General features: G+C 61.1%; 12 protein-coding genes. All 12 read left to right on the top strand.

Features of this window, described 5'->3' with window-relative positions; all coding sequences use genetic code 11:
- Positions 1–57: 57 nt before the first annotated feature.
- The 12 genes from GE107_RS13630 to GE107_RS13575 all read left to right on the top strand — a co-directional run bounded on the left by GE107_RS13630 (position 58) and on the right by GE107_RS13575 (position 14,390).
- Positions 58–2,601 (top strand): beta-mannosidase, encoded by a 2,544-nt coding sequence (locus tag GE107_RS13630; protein ID WP_219640516.1) that lies wholly within the window; start codon positions 58–60, stop codon positions 2,599–2,601.
- 72 nt (positions 2,602–2,673) lie between these two features.
- The gene (locus tag GE107_RS13625; RefSeq protein WP_219640515.1) at positions 2,674–3,429 is read left to right on the top strand and encodes an alpha/beta hydrolase; all 756 of its coding nucleotides are present in this window, start codon (positions 2,674–2,676) and stop codon (positions 3,427–3,429) included.
- 149 nt (positions 3,430–3,578) lie between these two features.
- Positions 3,579–4,634 carry a CpaE/TadZ family protein gene (locus GE107_RS13620; RefSeq protein ID WP_219640514.1) on the top strand — a complete coding sequence of 352 codons (1,056 nt, stop codon included), beginning with the start codon at positions 3,579–3,581 and terminating at the stop codon, positions 4,632–4,634.
- Between the two features lie 30 nt (positions 4,635–4,664).
- A complete protein-coding gene (locus GE107_RS13615) occupies positions 4,665–5,903 on the top strand; it encodes a TadA family conjugal transfer-associated ATPase (RefSeq protein WP_219640513.1) in 1,239 nt (412 codons plus the stop codon).
- The gene (locus GE107_RS13610; protein WP_219640512.1) at positions 5,900–6,640 is read left to right on the top strand and encodes a type II secretion system F family protein; all 741 of its coding nucleotides are present in this window, start codon (positions 5,900–5,902) and stop codon (positions 6,638–6,640) included. The genes GE107_RS13615 and GE107_RS13610 overlap by 4 nt, the downstream gene beginning before the upstream one ends.
- 3 nt (positions 6,641–6,643) lie before the next feature.
- Positions 6,644–7,483: a type II secretion system F family protein gene (locus tag GE107_RS13605; RefSeq protein ID WP_219640511.1), complete on the top strand. Its 840-nt coding sequence runs from the start codon at positions 6,644–6,646 to the stop codon at positions 7,481–7,483.
- 24 nt (positions 7,484–7,507) lie between these two features.
- Positions 7,508–7,714 (top strand): Flp1 family type IVb pilin, encoded by a 207-nt coding sequence (locus GE107_RS13600; protein WP_255570456.1) that lies wholly within the window; start codon positions 7,508–7,510, stop codon positions 7,712–7,714.
- A 21-nt stretch (positions 7,715–7,735) separates the two neighbouring features.
- Positions 7,736–8,425, top strand: coding sequence for a pilus assembly protein (locus tag GE107_RS13595; protein ID WP_219640510.1), 690 nt, complete (start codon positions 7,736–7,738; stop codon positions 8,423–8,425).
- Positions 8,426–8,526: 101 nt separating this feature from the next.
- Complete coding sequence (locus tag GE107_RS13590) at positions 8,527–10,959, top strand: TadE family protein (protein ID WP_219640509.1); 2,433 nt, start codon at positions 8,527–8,529, stop codon at positions 10,957–10,959.
- Positions 10,922–11,860: a TadE/TadG family type IV pilus assembly protein gene (locus GE107_RS13585; RefSeq protein ID WP_219640508.1), complete on the top strand. Its 939-nt coding sequence runs from the start codon at positions 10,922–10,924 to the stop codon at positions 11,858–11,860. The genes GE107_RS13590 and GE107_RS13585 overlap by 38 nt, the downstream gene beginning before the upstream one ends.
- Before the next feature lie 16 nt (positions 11,861–11,876).
- Positions 11,877–12,377: an A24 family peptidase gene (locus GE107_RS13580; RefSeq protein WP_219640507.1), complete on the top strand. Its 501-nt coding sequence runs from the start codon at positions 11,877–11,879 to the stop codon at positions 12,375–12,377.
- A gap of 21 nt (positions 12,378–12,398) precedes the next feature.
- The gene (locus GE107_RS13575) at positions 12,399–14,390 is read left to right on the top strand and encodes a DUF6382 and FHA domain-containing protein (RefSeq protein ID WP_219640506.1); all 1,992 of its coding nucleotides are present in this window, start codon (positions 12,399–12,401) and stop codon (positions 14,388–14,390) included.
- The last annotated feature ends 429 nt before the right edge of the window (positions 14,391–14,819 follow it).

The raw sequence follows: 14,819 nt of genomic DNA, 5'->3' as shown, positions 1-14,819 counted from the left end.
GCGGTATGTTATAGTTGACCCATAACAAATTCCTCGAGAAGGTGGAACTGGACATCGATGAACGATCGCAAGCTGATTTTGGGGGATTGGCGTTTTCGGGAGGCCGGCGGCGCGGAGTGGAGGCCGGCTCAGGTTCCCGGCTGCGTGCATACGGATTTGCTTCGCAACGGGCTCATCCCCGATCCATTTGACGGCACGAACGAGATCGACCTGCAATGGATCGACAAAAAAGACTGGGAATACGAAACGGCCTTTGACGTACCCGGCGAGCTGCTGACGCACTCGAAACTGGAGCTGGCGTTCGAGGGACTGGATACGTATGCCGACGTGGAATTGAATGGACGGCAGGTGCTGTCGGCGGACAACATGTTCCGCGGGTATCGTGTCGACGTCAAACCCTGGATCCGCGGCAGCGGCAACACGCTGCGCATCCTTTTCCGCTCCCCGATCCGGGAAGGTCTCGCCAAGCTGGAAGCGCACGGCTATGGCCTTCCGGCCTCGAACGACGACTCCGAGACGGGCGGGATCGGGGAAAGCAAAGTCAGCGTGTTCACGCGCAAGGCCCCGTATCATTACGGCTGGGACTGGGGCCCTCGTTTCGTCACGAGCGGGATCTGGAAGGCCGTCTCCCTGGAAGGATGGAGCGGGTGCCGGATCCGCGACCTCTTCATCCGCCAGGAAGAAGTGACGGAAGCCGCAGCCCGGGTGACCGCGGTCGCGGAAATCGAAGCGGAAGCCGCAGGCGCGGCGCGATTGACCGTGACGACCGAAGGGTACGAATGGACGAAGGAGTTCGAGCTTAAGCCGGGCGTCCAAACCGTAGAACTTCCGGCTGAGATCGCGAATCCCAAACGCTGGTGGTGCAGAGGGTTCGGAGACCCGGCGCTGTACGATTTCAAGGCGGTCCTGGCGGCAGGCGGCCGGCCGATCGATGGACGCGCCGTCCGCACGGGGCTCCGCGCCATTCGCCTCGTCCGCGATCCGGATGCGCATGGCGCGGCGTTTTATTTTGAGCTGAACGGGGTTCCGGTTTTCGCCAAAGGGGCCAACCATATCCCGAACGACAGCTTCGTGACCGAATTGACGTACGAGCGCTACCGGCACGAAATCGCAAGCGCGGCGGAATCGAATTTCAACATGCTGCGGGTTTGGGGCGGGGGCGTATACGAAGCCGACGTTTTCTACGAGTTGTGCGACGAGTACGGCATCCTGGTTTGGCAGGATTTCATGTTCGCTTGCAGCATGTATCCGGGGGACGAAGCTTTCCTGGACAACGTGCGCCGGGAGGCCGAGGACAACCTGCGCAGGCTGCGCAACCATCCCTGCATCGCGCTATGGTGCGGAAACAACGAAATCGACACCGCTTGGGCGCATTACAACGAAGAAGGAGGTTGGGGCTGGAAGAAGCTGTACTCGCCGGAGCAGCGCGAGCGGATTTGGGCGGATTACGAAGCGTTGTTCCATGACGTGCTTCCGAAGGCCGTCGAACGGATGGCGCCCGGAGCCGATTATTGGCCGTCCTCCCCGATGCAAGCGCTCACCGGGAACATCGACCAGCACGCTACGAACCGGTCGGCGCGCGGCGACATTCATTTCTGGGCGGTGTGGCACGCGTCGGAGCCTTTCGAGAACTATAACGACAACATCGGGCGTTTCATGAGCGAATACGGCTTCCAATCGTTCCCCGAATACCGTACGGCCCGGTCCTACGCGCGGGACGAGGATATGGAGCTGGAATCCCGTGTCATGCTTCATCACCAGAAAAACAAGAGGGGAAACCAGCTCATCCGGGAATACTCCGACATGTATTTGAAAGCGCCGAAGGATTTCGTATCCTTCCTGTATATGAGCCAGGTGCTGCAGGCGGAAGCGATGAAAATCGCGATCGAAAGCCATCGCCGCAGCAAAAGCTATTGCATGGGCACGCTGTACTGGCAGGCGAACGACTGCTGGCCCGTCGCTTCCTGGTCCAGCATGGACTACTTCGGGCGGTGGAAGGCCGTGCAATATTATGCGCGCAAAAGCTTCAAGGACGTGCTGCTGTCGGCGGCGGAGAAGGACGGAGCGGCGTCTTTCCACGTGATTTCGGATCGGCTGGATGCCGTTCGGGGCCGATTGGCGGTCCGGCTTTACGATTTCGAAGGGCGCGTATTGAAGGAGGAAACGTTGCCCGTATCCGTCGGTTCGAATGCGGCGGAAATGGTTTTCGCGCTGCGCACCGCGGAATGGCTGGACGGACGGCAGCCGGAGCGCGTCTTGCTGGTTGGCGAGCTGACGGACGATGCCGGGGAAACGCTGGACGTGACGGCGCACTACTTCGTGTCCTCCAAACGGCTTGCCCTCGAGGAGCCGGGCATCCAGGTGCGGGAAGCAGCAGGAAGCGGAGGAACGGCGTTTACGCTGACGGCTTCGCGGCTTGCCAAGCAAGTGTATCTGGAGGCGGAGGAAGAGGGGATTTTCAGCGACAACTTCTTCGATCTGGTGCCGGGGATTCCGAAGACCGTTACGTTCCGGAGGCGGAGCGACGGGGATATCCCCTTCGTTCAGGGATCGCCGGGCAGCTTGACGGTAAGGTCGATGACGGATTTCGCGATCGTCTGAGCCGAGGGGCTGGACGCCCGCGCTTGGGATCGGGTACGATGGACGGGAATGGTCAAATCGGGGAGGATGGGTATGGCGCTTTTCCAATGCGATTTTTATTCGAACGTTCTCGGGATGGCGACGTCGATGAACGTCATCTTGCCGGGCGGTCCGGCGGGCGAGCGGCTGCCGGCGATGTTTTTGCTGCACGGCCTCTCGGACGACCATACGATCTGGCTGCGCCGAACCTCGATCGAGCGGTACGCGGAAGCCTACGGGATCGCGGTGGTGATGCCCAACGTTCACCGGGGTTTTTATACGGACATGAAACAGGGCTTTCCTTATTGGCGCTTTATCAGCGAGGAAGTGCCGGCGCTGGCGCAGTCTTGGTTTCCGTTGTCGCGGGAGCGGGAGAGCACGTTCGCGGCCGGCTTATCGATGGGCGGTTACGGCGCGTTTAAGCTGGCTTTGCGCTGTCCGGACCGTTTCGCGGCGGGGGCTAGCCTGTCGGGCGCGCTGGACATGGTGAACCGTTGGGAGGACTACGATTTCTTCCCGGACCAGGAGTACCGGCGCATTTTCGGAAGCCGCGAGGAGCTTGCGGGGAGCGAGGACGATCTTTTCTTCGTCGCCGAGAAGCTGGCGGCTTCCGGCGCGGAGAGGCCGAAGCTGTTCCAATGCTGCGGCACCGAGGATTTCCTGTACGACGCGAACGTGAAGTTCCGGGACCATGCGCGCAGGCTGGGCTTCGATCACGTGTACGAGGAAGGACCGGGAAGCCACGAGTGGGGTTATTGGGACCGGAACATCCAGCGGGTGCTGGAATGGCTGCCTTTGGGGAAACGGTAGTCCTGTCCGTCGAATGACGTTGACGGGGTTGGAAGATCGTGGTATGATTTCGATACGTTAAATTGACTTGGAAAAGCGGAAGCACCGCAAATTCCGGCCTGTGCCGGGGTTTGCGGTTTTTTTGTTTTTCCGGCGGATGGAGGGATGGGATGACCCGGAAAATCGTGCTCGCGATTCCGAATCGGGAGTATGCCGCGCGGCTCTCGGAATATTTGCGTGAAACGGAGCCCGGGTGGGAGACGTCGGTGTTTACCCACGAGACGGCGCTCAGGCTGCGGCTTCAGGAGCCCGGCGGCATCGACGCGCTGATCGGCCGTCCGGCGCTGCTTCGCCAGGCGGGCGCCTGGCTTCAGGCGTCGGCGCGAACGGCGGCATTGGTGGAAGATGCCGGGGAAACCGGCGGCGCGTGGCCCGAGCTGAACCTGTACCAGCCGCTGCCCGGCGTGGCGGCCGGCATCCGAGGCTTGCTGGCGGATGCTGCGCCGGCCTCGCAAGGGGGCTGCAGGATCCTCACCGTATTCTCGGCGACGGGGGGAGCCGGCAAGACGACGGCGGCGCTGAATTTGGTCCGCCAGGCCGGCGAGCGGGGCCGGCGGACGCTGTATCTGAACCTCGAGTCGCTCAATGTGACTTCCCGCCTGTTCGGGACCGGGGAACCGGACAGCCTTTCGAGGCTGCTGTACGCTTTCCAGACGGACCCGGAGCGGTTCCCCGAGCATTTGGCGCGGAACGTCCGCCACCATTCCTACTTGAGGGCGGACATCATCGACGCCCCGGACCATCCGGGCGAACGGGCGGCGATGACGCCGGATTCGCTGGAATCCCTGTTGGGGAGCATCCGGCAGTCGGGAAGGTACGATCTCGTGGTCGCGGACCCGGACAGCGGCATCGGCGAATGGCATGCCAAGCTGATCGGAATGAGCGATAAGGTTTTATGGCTGGTGGCGGACGATTGGCAAAATCTCGGAAAGACCGAGCGTTTGCTCGGCTATTGGCGGGAACGCGGGGCGGAGCCGCTCGGACGCGTTTCGTTCGTCCTGAACAAAGGGCACGCGACGATGTTGAACCGATGGACCCTGCCCGCGCCGCCGGAGGCGGTTCTCCCTTACGTCCCCCAATGGAAAGGCATGGACGATCCCGGAAGGGTGTTCGCGGCCGCCGCTTTCAGCGGGGCATTGGATTCGTTGCTGGACAAATGGGCATAGACGGTTGACGCGGGATAGGAGGAGGAGGCGATGGCGGAGACCTTGACGCCGGGAGAATTGTCCGAAATGCGGGAAGGCATCCGCTCCAGGCTGGCCTGGGACGCCGCGGTTTCCGACGAAGAGCTCCGGAGGCTGATCGAAACGGAGCTGTTCCGGAAGGAGCGGGCCAGACGGCTGACCGCAGCCCAGCGCAAAGCGGTTGTCGAGCGGCTGTTCCACTCGTTCCGGGGGCTCGACGCGCTACAGCCGCTGCTGGAGGATCCGGCGATTACGGAAATCATGATCAACCGGTACGACGAGATTTATATCGAACGTCAAGGAGAACTTATGTTGTCCGGCATCGCTTTCGAGACCCCCGAGCGGTTGGAAGATCTGATCCAGAGCATCGTGGGCCGCGTGAACCGGATGGTGAACGAAGCTTCTCCCATCGTGGACGCCCGGCTGCCGGACGGATCGCGCGTCCATGTCGTGCTCCCGCCCGTGGCGCTGAAGGGGCCGAGCGTCACGATCCGGCGGTTCCCGGAACGCCCGCTCGGCATGAAGGATCTGCTGGCCGCGGGCGCCCTGAGCGAAGAAGCGGCGAATTCGCTGCGGACGCTGGTGGCCGCCAAGTACAATCTCTTCGTCAGCGGAGGGACGGGATCGGGGAAAACGACGTTCCTGAACGCTTTGTCGGAGTGGATCCCCGCGGGGGAACGGATCATCACCATCGAAGACGCGGCGGAGCTTCGGCTTCGCGGGGCGTCCAACCTCGTTTCCCTGGAGACCCGCAACGCCAACAGCGAAGGGAAAGGACGGATATCCACGGCGGAGTTGATCCGGGCATCCCTGCGGATGAGGCCCAACCGGATCATCGTCGGCGAAGTCCGCGGAACGGAGGCGCTGGATATGCTTCAGGCGATGAATACCGGGCACGACGGCAGCTTGTCCACGGGACATGCCAACAGTCCGAAGGATATGATTTCGCGGCTGGAAACGATGGTGCTCAGCGGCGCCGACCTGCCCGTGCAGGTGGTCAGGAAGCAGATCGCGTCCGCGATCGACGTGATCGTTCACGTGAGCCGGTTTCGCGACGGCAGTCGGAGGGTGACGGACATTTGCGAGGTGGCGGGGATGCGCAGAGGCGAAGTGGAACTCAGGCCGTTATTCCGGTTCGCAGAAGAAGGGGAACGGAATGGACGCGTGATCGGGAGGCTTGCGCGCGTCGGCCGGCTGGCGGACGTTCGAAAGCTCCGCTTCGCGGGATTCCCGGAGGAGGACCCGGCATGACGGATTACGATAGGCTTGAACTTAGCCGAAGCCAGCGGATCTTCGCGATCGTCGCCGGCTGCGTCGCCTGTTTCGCCGCCGCGTGGCTGATCTTCCGGCATCCCGTCCTATCGGCTGCCGCCTCGCCCGCGGGGTTGCTGTACCCGAGAATGCTGCGGAACCGGCTGCTGATCAGACGCAGATCCAAGCTGCGCCTCCAATTCAAGGAAATGCTGCAAGCCTTGTCTTCGCTGCTGTCGGCCGGAAGGTCCGTCGAGAACGCTTTTCTGTCGCTGGAGAGCGACCTCGCGCTGCTCGTGGCCGATACCCGTTCGGATTTGATCCGGGAGCTGCGCGCGTTGTCGAACCGCCTTCGCAACGGCGAGCCTCTCGAGCCCCTGCTGCAGGATTTCGCCCGACGGTCCGGCTTGGAGGAGGTCCGCAGCTTCGCCGAAGCGTTCGCCGTCTGCAAGCGCGCCGGAGGAGACCTGGTCGAGATCGTCCGCCGGACGTCGCAGCTCATCGCGGAGAAGATGGAGGTGGAGCTGGAAGTAACGGTCTTGGTGGCGCAAAAACGGTTCGAATCCCGGATCATGATGGTCATGCCCTTTGCGTTCATCGGATTGCTCGGCTTCTTCGCTCCGGAGTATATGGCGCCGCTGCGCCAAGGGATCGGATGGCTGCTGACGGCCGCTTGCTTGCTGCTTCTGGGGCTATGCTGCTGGTGGATGGTTCGGATCATGAACATCGAGGTCTAACGGATGACGAGCGGCATCGTGTTTGGGGCCTTGGCGTCGCTGTATGTCGGACTTTTGATTTGGAGCTTGAGGAAGCGTCCGGCTAACCACAGAGGAGAGATTCTTGATGGAAAGCGTCCGTTTCTCGAGGTGCTGCGGCGGAGCGGGATGTTCGAACGACTGCAGCCGTTGCTGCAGCGTCCCCGGATCTGGTTGGCCGTGCTGGAAGGCGGATGCACGCCGGAGAGATTGCTGAGGTGGACCGCGGAGGCTGCGGCTTTGGCCTACGCCGCTTTGCTGGCGGCTTGGGCGATAGCCGCGGTTGCCGGCAACCCGGGAGTCGGATGGGTGGGAACGCTGATCGGGATTTGCCTGCCCGCACTCCGGGCGCGCGATTTGAACCGGAAAGTGGAGAGCCGCAGGCAGAACTTGATCATGGAGTTGCCCGTTTTCTTGAGCCGGCTGCTCGTGCTCGTGAGCGCCGGGGAGCATGTCCGCCGGGCATTGGTTCGATGCCTGGACGGGCGGCCGGCGGCCAAGCATCCCCTGTACGACGAGCTGTTTGCCGCTTTGTCGGCCATGGAACGGGGAGAGAGCATGAGCCTGGCCATGGAGGAATTCGGAAGGCGCTGCGCCATTCCGGAGGCGAAGCTGTTCGCCGCCGTGCTGCTCATGAACGCGAGACGGGGAGGAGAAGAGTTCGTGCCCGCGCTTCGCGATCTCACGCGCCAAATGTGGGAGAAACGCAAGGCGGCGGCCCGAACGCTCGGCGAGCAGGCTTCTTCCCGGCTGGCGTTTCCTTTGGCGGTTATTTTTCTGCTGATCATCGTTCTGGTAGGCGCGCCTGCAATATTCATGATGTAGTTCATTCAGGGAGGGTGTTCGAGGATGAAATGGCTGAAACGTATGAAGAAGTTCGCTTTCGGAGGCACGGCGCGTTTCTGGAAGGAGGAGGACGGGATCGGTACGCTCGAGATCGTGCTGATCGCGGCCGTGCTGATTTTGGTCGCCATACTGTTTAAGGATTGGATCATGCAATTTTTGCGGGATTTGATGGGAACCGCCGAGGAGAAGGCCGGTACGATATTCGAATAGGAGCGCGGGAGGAGCGGACGAATGGCCGGTTTCTGGAGCAAGATTCCCCGTTTATGGAGAGGCGAGAATGGGTCGATAACGCTGGAGGCTTCCATGGTTTTTCCGTGGGTCCTGCTGCTGACCTTCCTGCTGATCCTGTTCTCGCTCGTGATGATGGAGCAAGCCGCGCTCTACTATTCCGCTTCCGCGGGAAGCGAAAGGGCGGCCTTCGCCTGGTCTCACTCTTCCGCCGATGTCCGCACGGGAGCGTACCCGGCAGGCGGTTACGACGGCTTGTATTGGCGTTTGAAAGACGATGCTCTGCTTGCCGGGTTGTTCGGGTGGGAAACCGCCGGAGGCGAATCCGGAGTACGGATCGGCGGCCATGCACAGGGGGGTGGGGACGGAGGTTCGCTCGCGGAGAAGAAACTGCGTCAAGCCGCCGATTCTCTGCCCGCCGCTCTCGCCGGAAGGATGGATTACCGCAATCGGCTGTTGCTCCGCGAAGTTTCCGTGGAGGCCGAAGGCGGGCGCATCCCGGCTCCGTTGCTTCGTTTTCGGGGTACGACCCGCGGGAGAACGTCAGTCTCGGTATCGGCGGTCGTGACGGAGCCGGCCGAGTGGGTGCGAACGTTCGAGACGGTCCGTTATTACCAGGCCAAATGGAAAACCAAAGGCGAAGGCGCGGCGGCGGAGCGGGACAAGGCGGCGGACGTGCTGGGAGACAAGTGATGAGGGAATCCCTCGCGGCACAAGGCGGCCAATGTGCTGGGAAGCAAGCGATGAGGGAATCCCTCGCGCGACAAGGCGGCGGATGCGTTGGGAGACAAGCGATGAGGGAATCAGGTGAAGCCGTCCATTCGTTCGTGCATTCGTACACCGGAAGCGTATCTGTTTATTTCATCACGGTTACGGCCGCGTTCGTCTTGCTCACGGCGCTGCTCATCGACTTCTCCCGGATCGCGGCATTCCGCAAGCAAGCCGAGCTGGCCGTCCAGTCGGGCGCCCGGTCGGTGCTCTCTTCTTTCGATCCGGTTGTCTACGACCGTTATGGCTTGTTCGTCCGGGGAGGGGAAGACGGACGGGAGCTGTTTCGGACCGCGGCGGAAGGACACTGGGGAGGTCGGGAAAACGGCGGTGCTTTCCCTTACCTCGATGCGGATTGGACCGAGACCGACGTCACCGAGAGCCGTCCGCTCGGCGACCACGAGGTGTTCCGCCGGCAAGTGCTGGAAGAGATGAAGTATAAGGCGCCCATCGATTTGGCGCTGGAGCTCGCGGGCCGTTTTAGGGGTGTCTCCCCGGCCTTGAAGGAAGCAGCCGATACGGTCGATCTGCTGGAAAAGATGCGCAAGGCGTATGACCGGCGGGAGGCTGCGCTTGATCAAGCGTTGGAAATTCAGGGGAAGGCGGGGGAACGGGAGCTTACGTTGCTCCGGGAACTCGCGCCTTACCCTCCCGTTTCTCTGGGGGGCAGTCTGCCCGCAGGCGAGGTCCGACATGCGGCGGACGCCGCCATGCGGTATGCGGATTACGTCGCCAAGCGGCTGGAGGACGAGATGCCTCCCGGCCCGCCTGCCAAAGTCCGCGTAAGGAAGTATACGGCCGTCATCGCCGCATACGAATCGAGCGCAAGATCTTTGGCCTCAGCCTTGTCGGAAGCGGGAGGCCGGGTTCGCGCCGATGCCGAACAGGCCTACGGCAAGGCGGCGGAGGCGTTGCGAAGGGCACGGGCCGAGAATGAGGAGATGCGGAGACTCGCGGCGGAGGCGGCGTCGGCGGAAGGCTCGGGGGAACTGTCGGATCAGGGGGCATCGGGGGCAGTGGGTCAAGGGGCGCCGGGAATGGCGGCAGGCGGAGGGGATGTCGAAAAGGTGGATGCGGGCAAAGTGCGGACGATCGCGGATATCCGCCTAACGGCGCGGCAGCTCGTTCTTCCGGAAGCGTTCTTCGCGACTTGCGAGACCGAGCTTGCCTTGCAAAGAGACCGGGGCGCGAGTTTGGGAGCCGAAGCCGTGAACGCTTCGTCTGCGGTTTCCGGCGCTCCGTCTTCCACGGGGATGGAAGGCGCGCTTCGACAGGCTGCCGGCCGGCTGCAGGCCGCGTTGAACGGTTTCGCGGAAGCGTATGGCCCGAACGGCAGCGTCATTGGGGCTCGGCGGGCATCTTTCCGCGAACACCGGGCGCAGGATGGCGAACGCAAGTCGCTGGAGAAGGAGGCCGATGCGGAATGGTCCGGATGGAACCGGCTTCTCGGAGGGATCGGAAACGCGCAAGGTACGCCGGAGGAACGGGAAGCGTTCCGCAAGGCGGACCGGTTGTCCCGCGAGAATGCGGAATTCAACCGGAATCTGGGAACCGAGAGCGGAAATGAGAGTGGCACGGAAAGCGAAACCGGAACAGGAACGGAGAGCGGAACAAGAACGGAGAGCGGTTTCGGGGGTGGAGTGGAGAGTGGAGCGGAGAGCTTCGGGGGCAGAGAGGGAAGAGGTTTAGCGAGTGGAGCGGAGAGCTTCGGGAGCGGAGAGGAAAAGGGTTTAGCGAGTGGAACGGAGAGTGCTGCCGAAGAGAGAGACCGGGCCATGGAAGGCTCTAACGGGATGTTGGATGCCTTGGAGGGAGCTGTTACCGGACTCCGGGATTCGCTTTATTTCTCGGAATACGTTCACGGCCGGTTGTCCCGGTACTCCCCTGCCCAAGTGAAGCAGTTATTGGGTGGAGGAGAAGCGGAGCTGGCGCTGACGAGCCAGGAGGCGGAATACGTACTCTACGGTTTCGCCAATCCTTCGGGCAATATCGCGGCGGCATATGGGGAAATTTTCGCTTTCCGGCTCGCCGTCCGGACGATGGAAGGACTGGTTGAATGCCGCGGCATGGGGCATCCCCTGTTGATACTCGCGGCCGCTCTCCTCTATGGCTTGCGTGCCGCGGTACAAGATATACACTCGCTTCTGGAGCGGGACTCGGTCCCGTTATCCAAATATCTGAACGTCGAGACGAACTATGCGGATTATTTGAGGCTGTTCTATCTGTTGCACGGAGATTCGCCGAACGGCTTATCCCGCTCGATTGCGGTCATGGAGTACCGCACGGGCCTCGATTTCTCGCAGGCGTACACCTATGTGAGCGCGGAAGGAACCGCATCGCTCAGGCTTTGGTTTTTTCCGGGTCTGATGAAGGCGATCGGAAGAACGGGCCGATTGGGAGGCACGGTGAAAGGAAACCGTTATGAAGCGGCTTATACGGCGGACAGCTCTTACCAATGATCGCCTTGCGGGAGAACGGGGCGGCGTCACGCTGGAAACGGCGCTTGTGATGCCGGTCTTTCTCCTGCTCGTATTCTTCCTCATTTTTCTCGTAAAAACTTCGATAACGGCGATGGCGCTGCATGGGGCTGTCGCTCAAACGGTCCGGCTGACGGCTTCCGTCTGGTATCCGGTCTCGCTTCTGAAAGAAACGGAGCAACCGGCTCAGGATGAACGTGAACCGTCCTGGAGGGACAAGTTGAATGGGGTCAGGGAAACGGTCGGCGAAATCGGTCCGATGCTGCCTTCCCCTCTTCGCGATTGGGCGGAAGCCATTTCGGAAGGCGACTGGTCGCCGGAGGAGGAAGCGGCGAAGGCGGCCATGGGACAACTGGCGTTGCAATTGGCGGATTCGAAGGTGCTGGACGCCGCGCGCTTCCGGGTGACTTCCGTCGATCTCCCCCGCCAGGGCGACGCTGCGGAAGCTTATCTCACGATGGAAGCGGAATACCGGCTTCCGTTTCGAGTACCCTTCAGCGGACAGCCGCTGGCGATTCGGGCGTCCGCCCGCGAGAGAGTTTGGTCCGGCGGTTCCCCATCTCGGGCCGTGCAGCTGAATCCGGACGGGAACACGCTGGACGTATCGTTCGTTTCCTTGGAGCCGAACCCCGTCCGGCCGGGAAGGAAAGCGACATTGGTTCTGCGCACCCGGCCCGGCGCGGTGTTGGATCTGACTGTATTGTACAAGAGCGGGAACAGTCAAGCCAAACATTTGGGAAATGCCGTCGCGGACGATTCCGGCTTGATCACCTGGACTTGGCACGTATCCGGGAACACCACGTCCGGACAGTGGAACTGGTCGGTCCGCGGCGAGGGAGGCTCGAGTTTCTCGATGTCCTTCCAAGTTGAACGCAGGAAGTGAATAAGGGGGAGCGGTAATGGAAACCTGGATCGCCGCTATCGCGTTCGTTTTGACGGCGGCCGGCTGCTGGACGGACCTTCGGCGTATGCGGATTCCGAATGTGCTTACGGCAAGCTTTGCGGTTGGCGGATTCATCTTCCATTCGGCTTGGGACGGATGGACGGGCATAATCGAAGCGCTGTCCGGCGGAGCCGCCGGAGCGCTTCCTCTCCTGCTTTTGTACCGTTTCGGAGGCATTGGGGCGGGCGACGTCAAATGGTTCGGCGCGCTCGGAATTTGGGCCGGTGCAGTCGCCGCGCTCCAATTGCTGGCGTACTCCATTCTGCTAGCCGGATGCCTATCGGTCCTTCTGCTGTCGCTGCGACTTCCGTTACTCCGCCGTTGGGGAAAAAGGCTTCCTTGGCCATGGGGCCGTCATCCGGCCGAGCCCGGCAAAGGCGCCTCGTTTCCGTTCATGTTGGCGGTGGCGCCGGGATACCTTTGCTTGTTATTCGGACTGGACGGTTTTGGGATGTAAGTGTAGAGGGGGGACATCGGCATGGAGAGATTGCGAGTCCGTTTCGAACAGAAGAGGGGACATTATTTGATCGTGGAAGGCGATCCGCCCCTATCGCGGGGAGAATGCGACGAGTTCCAGCTCCGCATGCTTCTGGCGTGCAACGTCCCGGGATTGCTGAAGCTGGAGACGGATGAAATCGACGGACGGCTCTCGCTTCGGTATTCCCTGACGGGCACCCGGATGCTTTCCCAAGCGATCCGAACGTCAAAATGGTCGATGATGGAATTCATGGGAGCCCTGTGCCGGTTGGCGGAAGTACTGGATGATTGCCGTCTTTACGCTTTGGATGCCGAGAGAATCTTACTGGAGGATGACCGGATTTTCGTCGGGGAAGATTGGAGCGACTTGCGGTTCGTTTATCTTCCGGTTCCCGCCGATCGGGACCGTACGCTGAAGGGCGTGGAGATGCTCATCGTTCGTTGGATGATGAACGTAACGGAGCTGGAAGGGAAGGTCGTTCAACAGCTGCTGCGTTTGGCGGCTTCGCCGGATTTCAAACCGGCGGCGCTTCGCGGATTCGCGAGGCGGTATTTGGCAGGGAAGGCGGGCGGTTCTGGTTTATCCGGGACGGAAGGGCCGATGATTCGTGCGACGGCGGAAGCCTCTCCAACAGTTGAATCGCTTGTGAATCCGATAGGCGCTGTCGGGAGCCGCACTTCGGAGCGACACGGCAGCGCGGACTCCGGCTGGCGGTGGTTCGAACCGCCTTCTGCATCGGCGCATTCGTTATCCGGGATGATGGGGGAAGATTCGGAGCCGCTCGAAGCGGAAGCGGTACCGGCAGCAACGCAAGGGGCGACGGATTCCGCCGGAAGACGGCAGGTGTGGCTCATCTGCGCCGCGATCGCCGTGACCGCGGTCGCGTGGCGGTGGGGATACGCCGTTCGTCCCGGAAAAGGGAGTTTATTTTTCTCCGTTGCCGTAACCTTGGCAGCCGCAGCGGGATGTATATGGATTCGTTTCCGGCAGAGGCGCCGCCCGGCCAATCGAAACGCTCGTTCGAGGCGTAAGGAGAGCGGAGGGGAGACGGGTGCTCGAAACGATGATCCAGCTTTTCGGGAACACGATCGTTCTCGCGTGCATTCGTCGGCAGAAGTTGCCGCGGATGAAAGAAGCGTCTTTTCAAGGGTCCCCTGGGAGTACCGTGATCAGAAGGCGGACGGTCGCAAGCAGGCGGCAAGTACGCATTCGAGCTCCCCGTATGACGCGGGTTCGCATTCTAAGTCTCCGCATTCGCTTTCGCAATCGTCGCATTTCGTTCCGCATTCGTCGAGTTTGCATTCTTCGCGTTCGGTTCCGCAAAAGTCGAGTCTGAATTCTTCGCCTTCGGTTCCGCAATCGTCGAGTCTGCAATCTTCGCCTTCGGTTCCGCAATCGTCGAGTCTGCAATCTTCGCCTTTGGTTCCGCATTCGTCGAGTTTGCATTCTTCGCCTTCGGTTCCGCATTCGTCGAGTTTGCATTCTTCGCCTTCGGTTCCGCATTCGTCGAGTTTGCATTCTTCGCCTTCGGTACCGCTTCCGTCTAGTACGCATTTTACTCCTTCGGCTCTGTCCCTCGAGGAGATTTTCGAACAGACGGGCGGGTTGTCACGGGAAACCGATCGCACAGTGCAGCTAGACCGGGAGATGAAGCCGGAAGTTTTCGCCCACTACTTGGAGTGGGAGTCGAAGTCCGATTCGGGTGCTTTCGTTCTAGACGCGCCTTCTTTCGTCATCGGTCGATCGAAGGAGGCCGCCCGCCATGTCGACGAGACGCCTGGCATATCCCGCGCACATGTCGAGCTTCTTCGGTCCGGCGAGGCATGGACGGCGAAAGATCTCGGCTCCCGCAACGGCACAACGTTAAATGGCGTCCCCATGGTTCCGTACGAGAGCTACCCTCTGGTTCCGGAAGACGTTCTCGAACTTGCGGCCGGGTCGCGTTACCGGTTCAAGTACGGCAATCCGCGGATACTGGAACGTAAGGGCTGAGATCTGGGGCGGAGTGCGCCAAGATCGTGTTACACAGACACAAATTGGCGGATACCACGCGCGAATCCTCGGAAACAGCGTCGCATGGACACCATTGGAGTGCACTAAAGTGCGAAATCGCAGAAAAATGCCGCATAGACACTATATGGGTGTACCGAGTGCGAATTCGCAGAAATAATGCCGCATAGACACTATATGGGTGTACCGAGTGCGAATTCGCAGAAATAATGCCGCACAGACACTATTCGGGTTATACCGAGTGCGAATTCGCAGAAATAATACCGCAAAGATACTATTCGGGTGTACCGAGTGCGAATTCGCAAAAATAATGCCGCAAAGACACTATCGGAGTGTACCGAGTGCGAATTCGCAGAAATAATGCCGCAAAGACACTATCGGAGTGTACCGAGTGCGAATTCGCAGAAATAA

This window comes from Cohnella sp. CFH 77786 (assembly GCF_019400745.1).
GTDB lineage: Bacteria > Bacillota > Bacilli > Paenibacillales > Paenibacillaceae > Cohnella.
This window is presented reverse-complemented; position numbering and strand designations above follow the sequence as displayed.

Excerpts from the sequence above, each read along its gene's own strand:
- GE107_RS13630 (WP_219640516.1), top strand. The coding sequence starts at position 58 with ATGAACGATCGCAAGCTGATTTTGGGGGATTGGCGTTTTCGGGAGGCC.
- GE107_RS13625 (WP_219640515.1), top strand. The coding sequence starts at position 2,674 with ATGGCGCTTTTCCAATGCGATTTTTATTCGAACGTTCTCGGGATGGCG.
- GE107_RS13620 (WP_219640514.1), top strand. The coding sequence starts at position 3,579 with ATGACCCGGAAAATCGTGCTCGCGATTCCGAATCGGGAGTATGCCGCG.
- GE107_RS13615 (WP_219640513.1), top strand. The coding sequence starts at position 4,665 with ATGGCGGAGACCTTGACGCCGGGAGAATTGTCCGAAATGCGGGAAGGC.
- GE107_RS13610 (WP_219640512.1), top strand. The coding sequence starts at position 5,900 with ATGACGGATTACGATAGGCTTGAACTTAGCCGAAGCCAGCGGATCTTC.
- GE107_RS13605 (WP_219640511.1), top strand. The coding sequence starts at position 6,644 with ATGACGAGCGGCATCGTGTTTGGGGCCTTGGCGTCGCTGTATGTCGGA.
- GE107_RS13600 (WP_255570456.1), top strand. The coding sequence starts at position 7,508 with ATGAAATGGCTGAAACGTATGAAGAAGTTCGCTTTCGGAGGCACGGCG.
- GE107_RS13595 (WP_219640510.1), top strand. The coding sequence starts at position 7,736 with ATGGCCGGTTTCTGGAGCAAGATTCCCCGTTTATGGAGAGGCGAGAAT.
- GE107_RS13590 (WP_219640509.1), top strand. The coding sequence starts at position 8,527 with ATGAGGGAATCAGGTGAAGCCGTCCATTCGTTCGTGCATTCGTACACC.
- GE107_RS13585 (WP_219640508.1), top strand. The coding sequence starts at position 10,922 with ATGAAGCGGCTTATACGGCGGACAGCTCTTACCAATGATCGCCTTGCG.
- GE107_RS13580 (WP_219640507.1), top strand. The coding sequence starts at position 11,877 with ATGGAAACCTGGATCGCCGCTATCGCGTTCGTTTTGACGGCGGCCGGC.
- GE107_RS13575 (WP_219640506.1), top strand. The coding sequence starts at position 12,399 with ATGGAGAGATTGCGAGTCCGTTTCGAACAGAAGAGGGGACATTATTTG.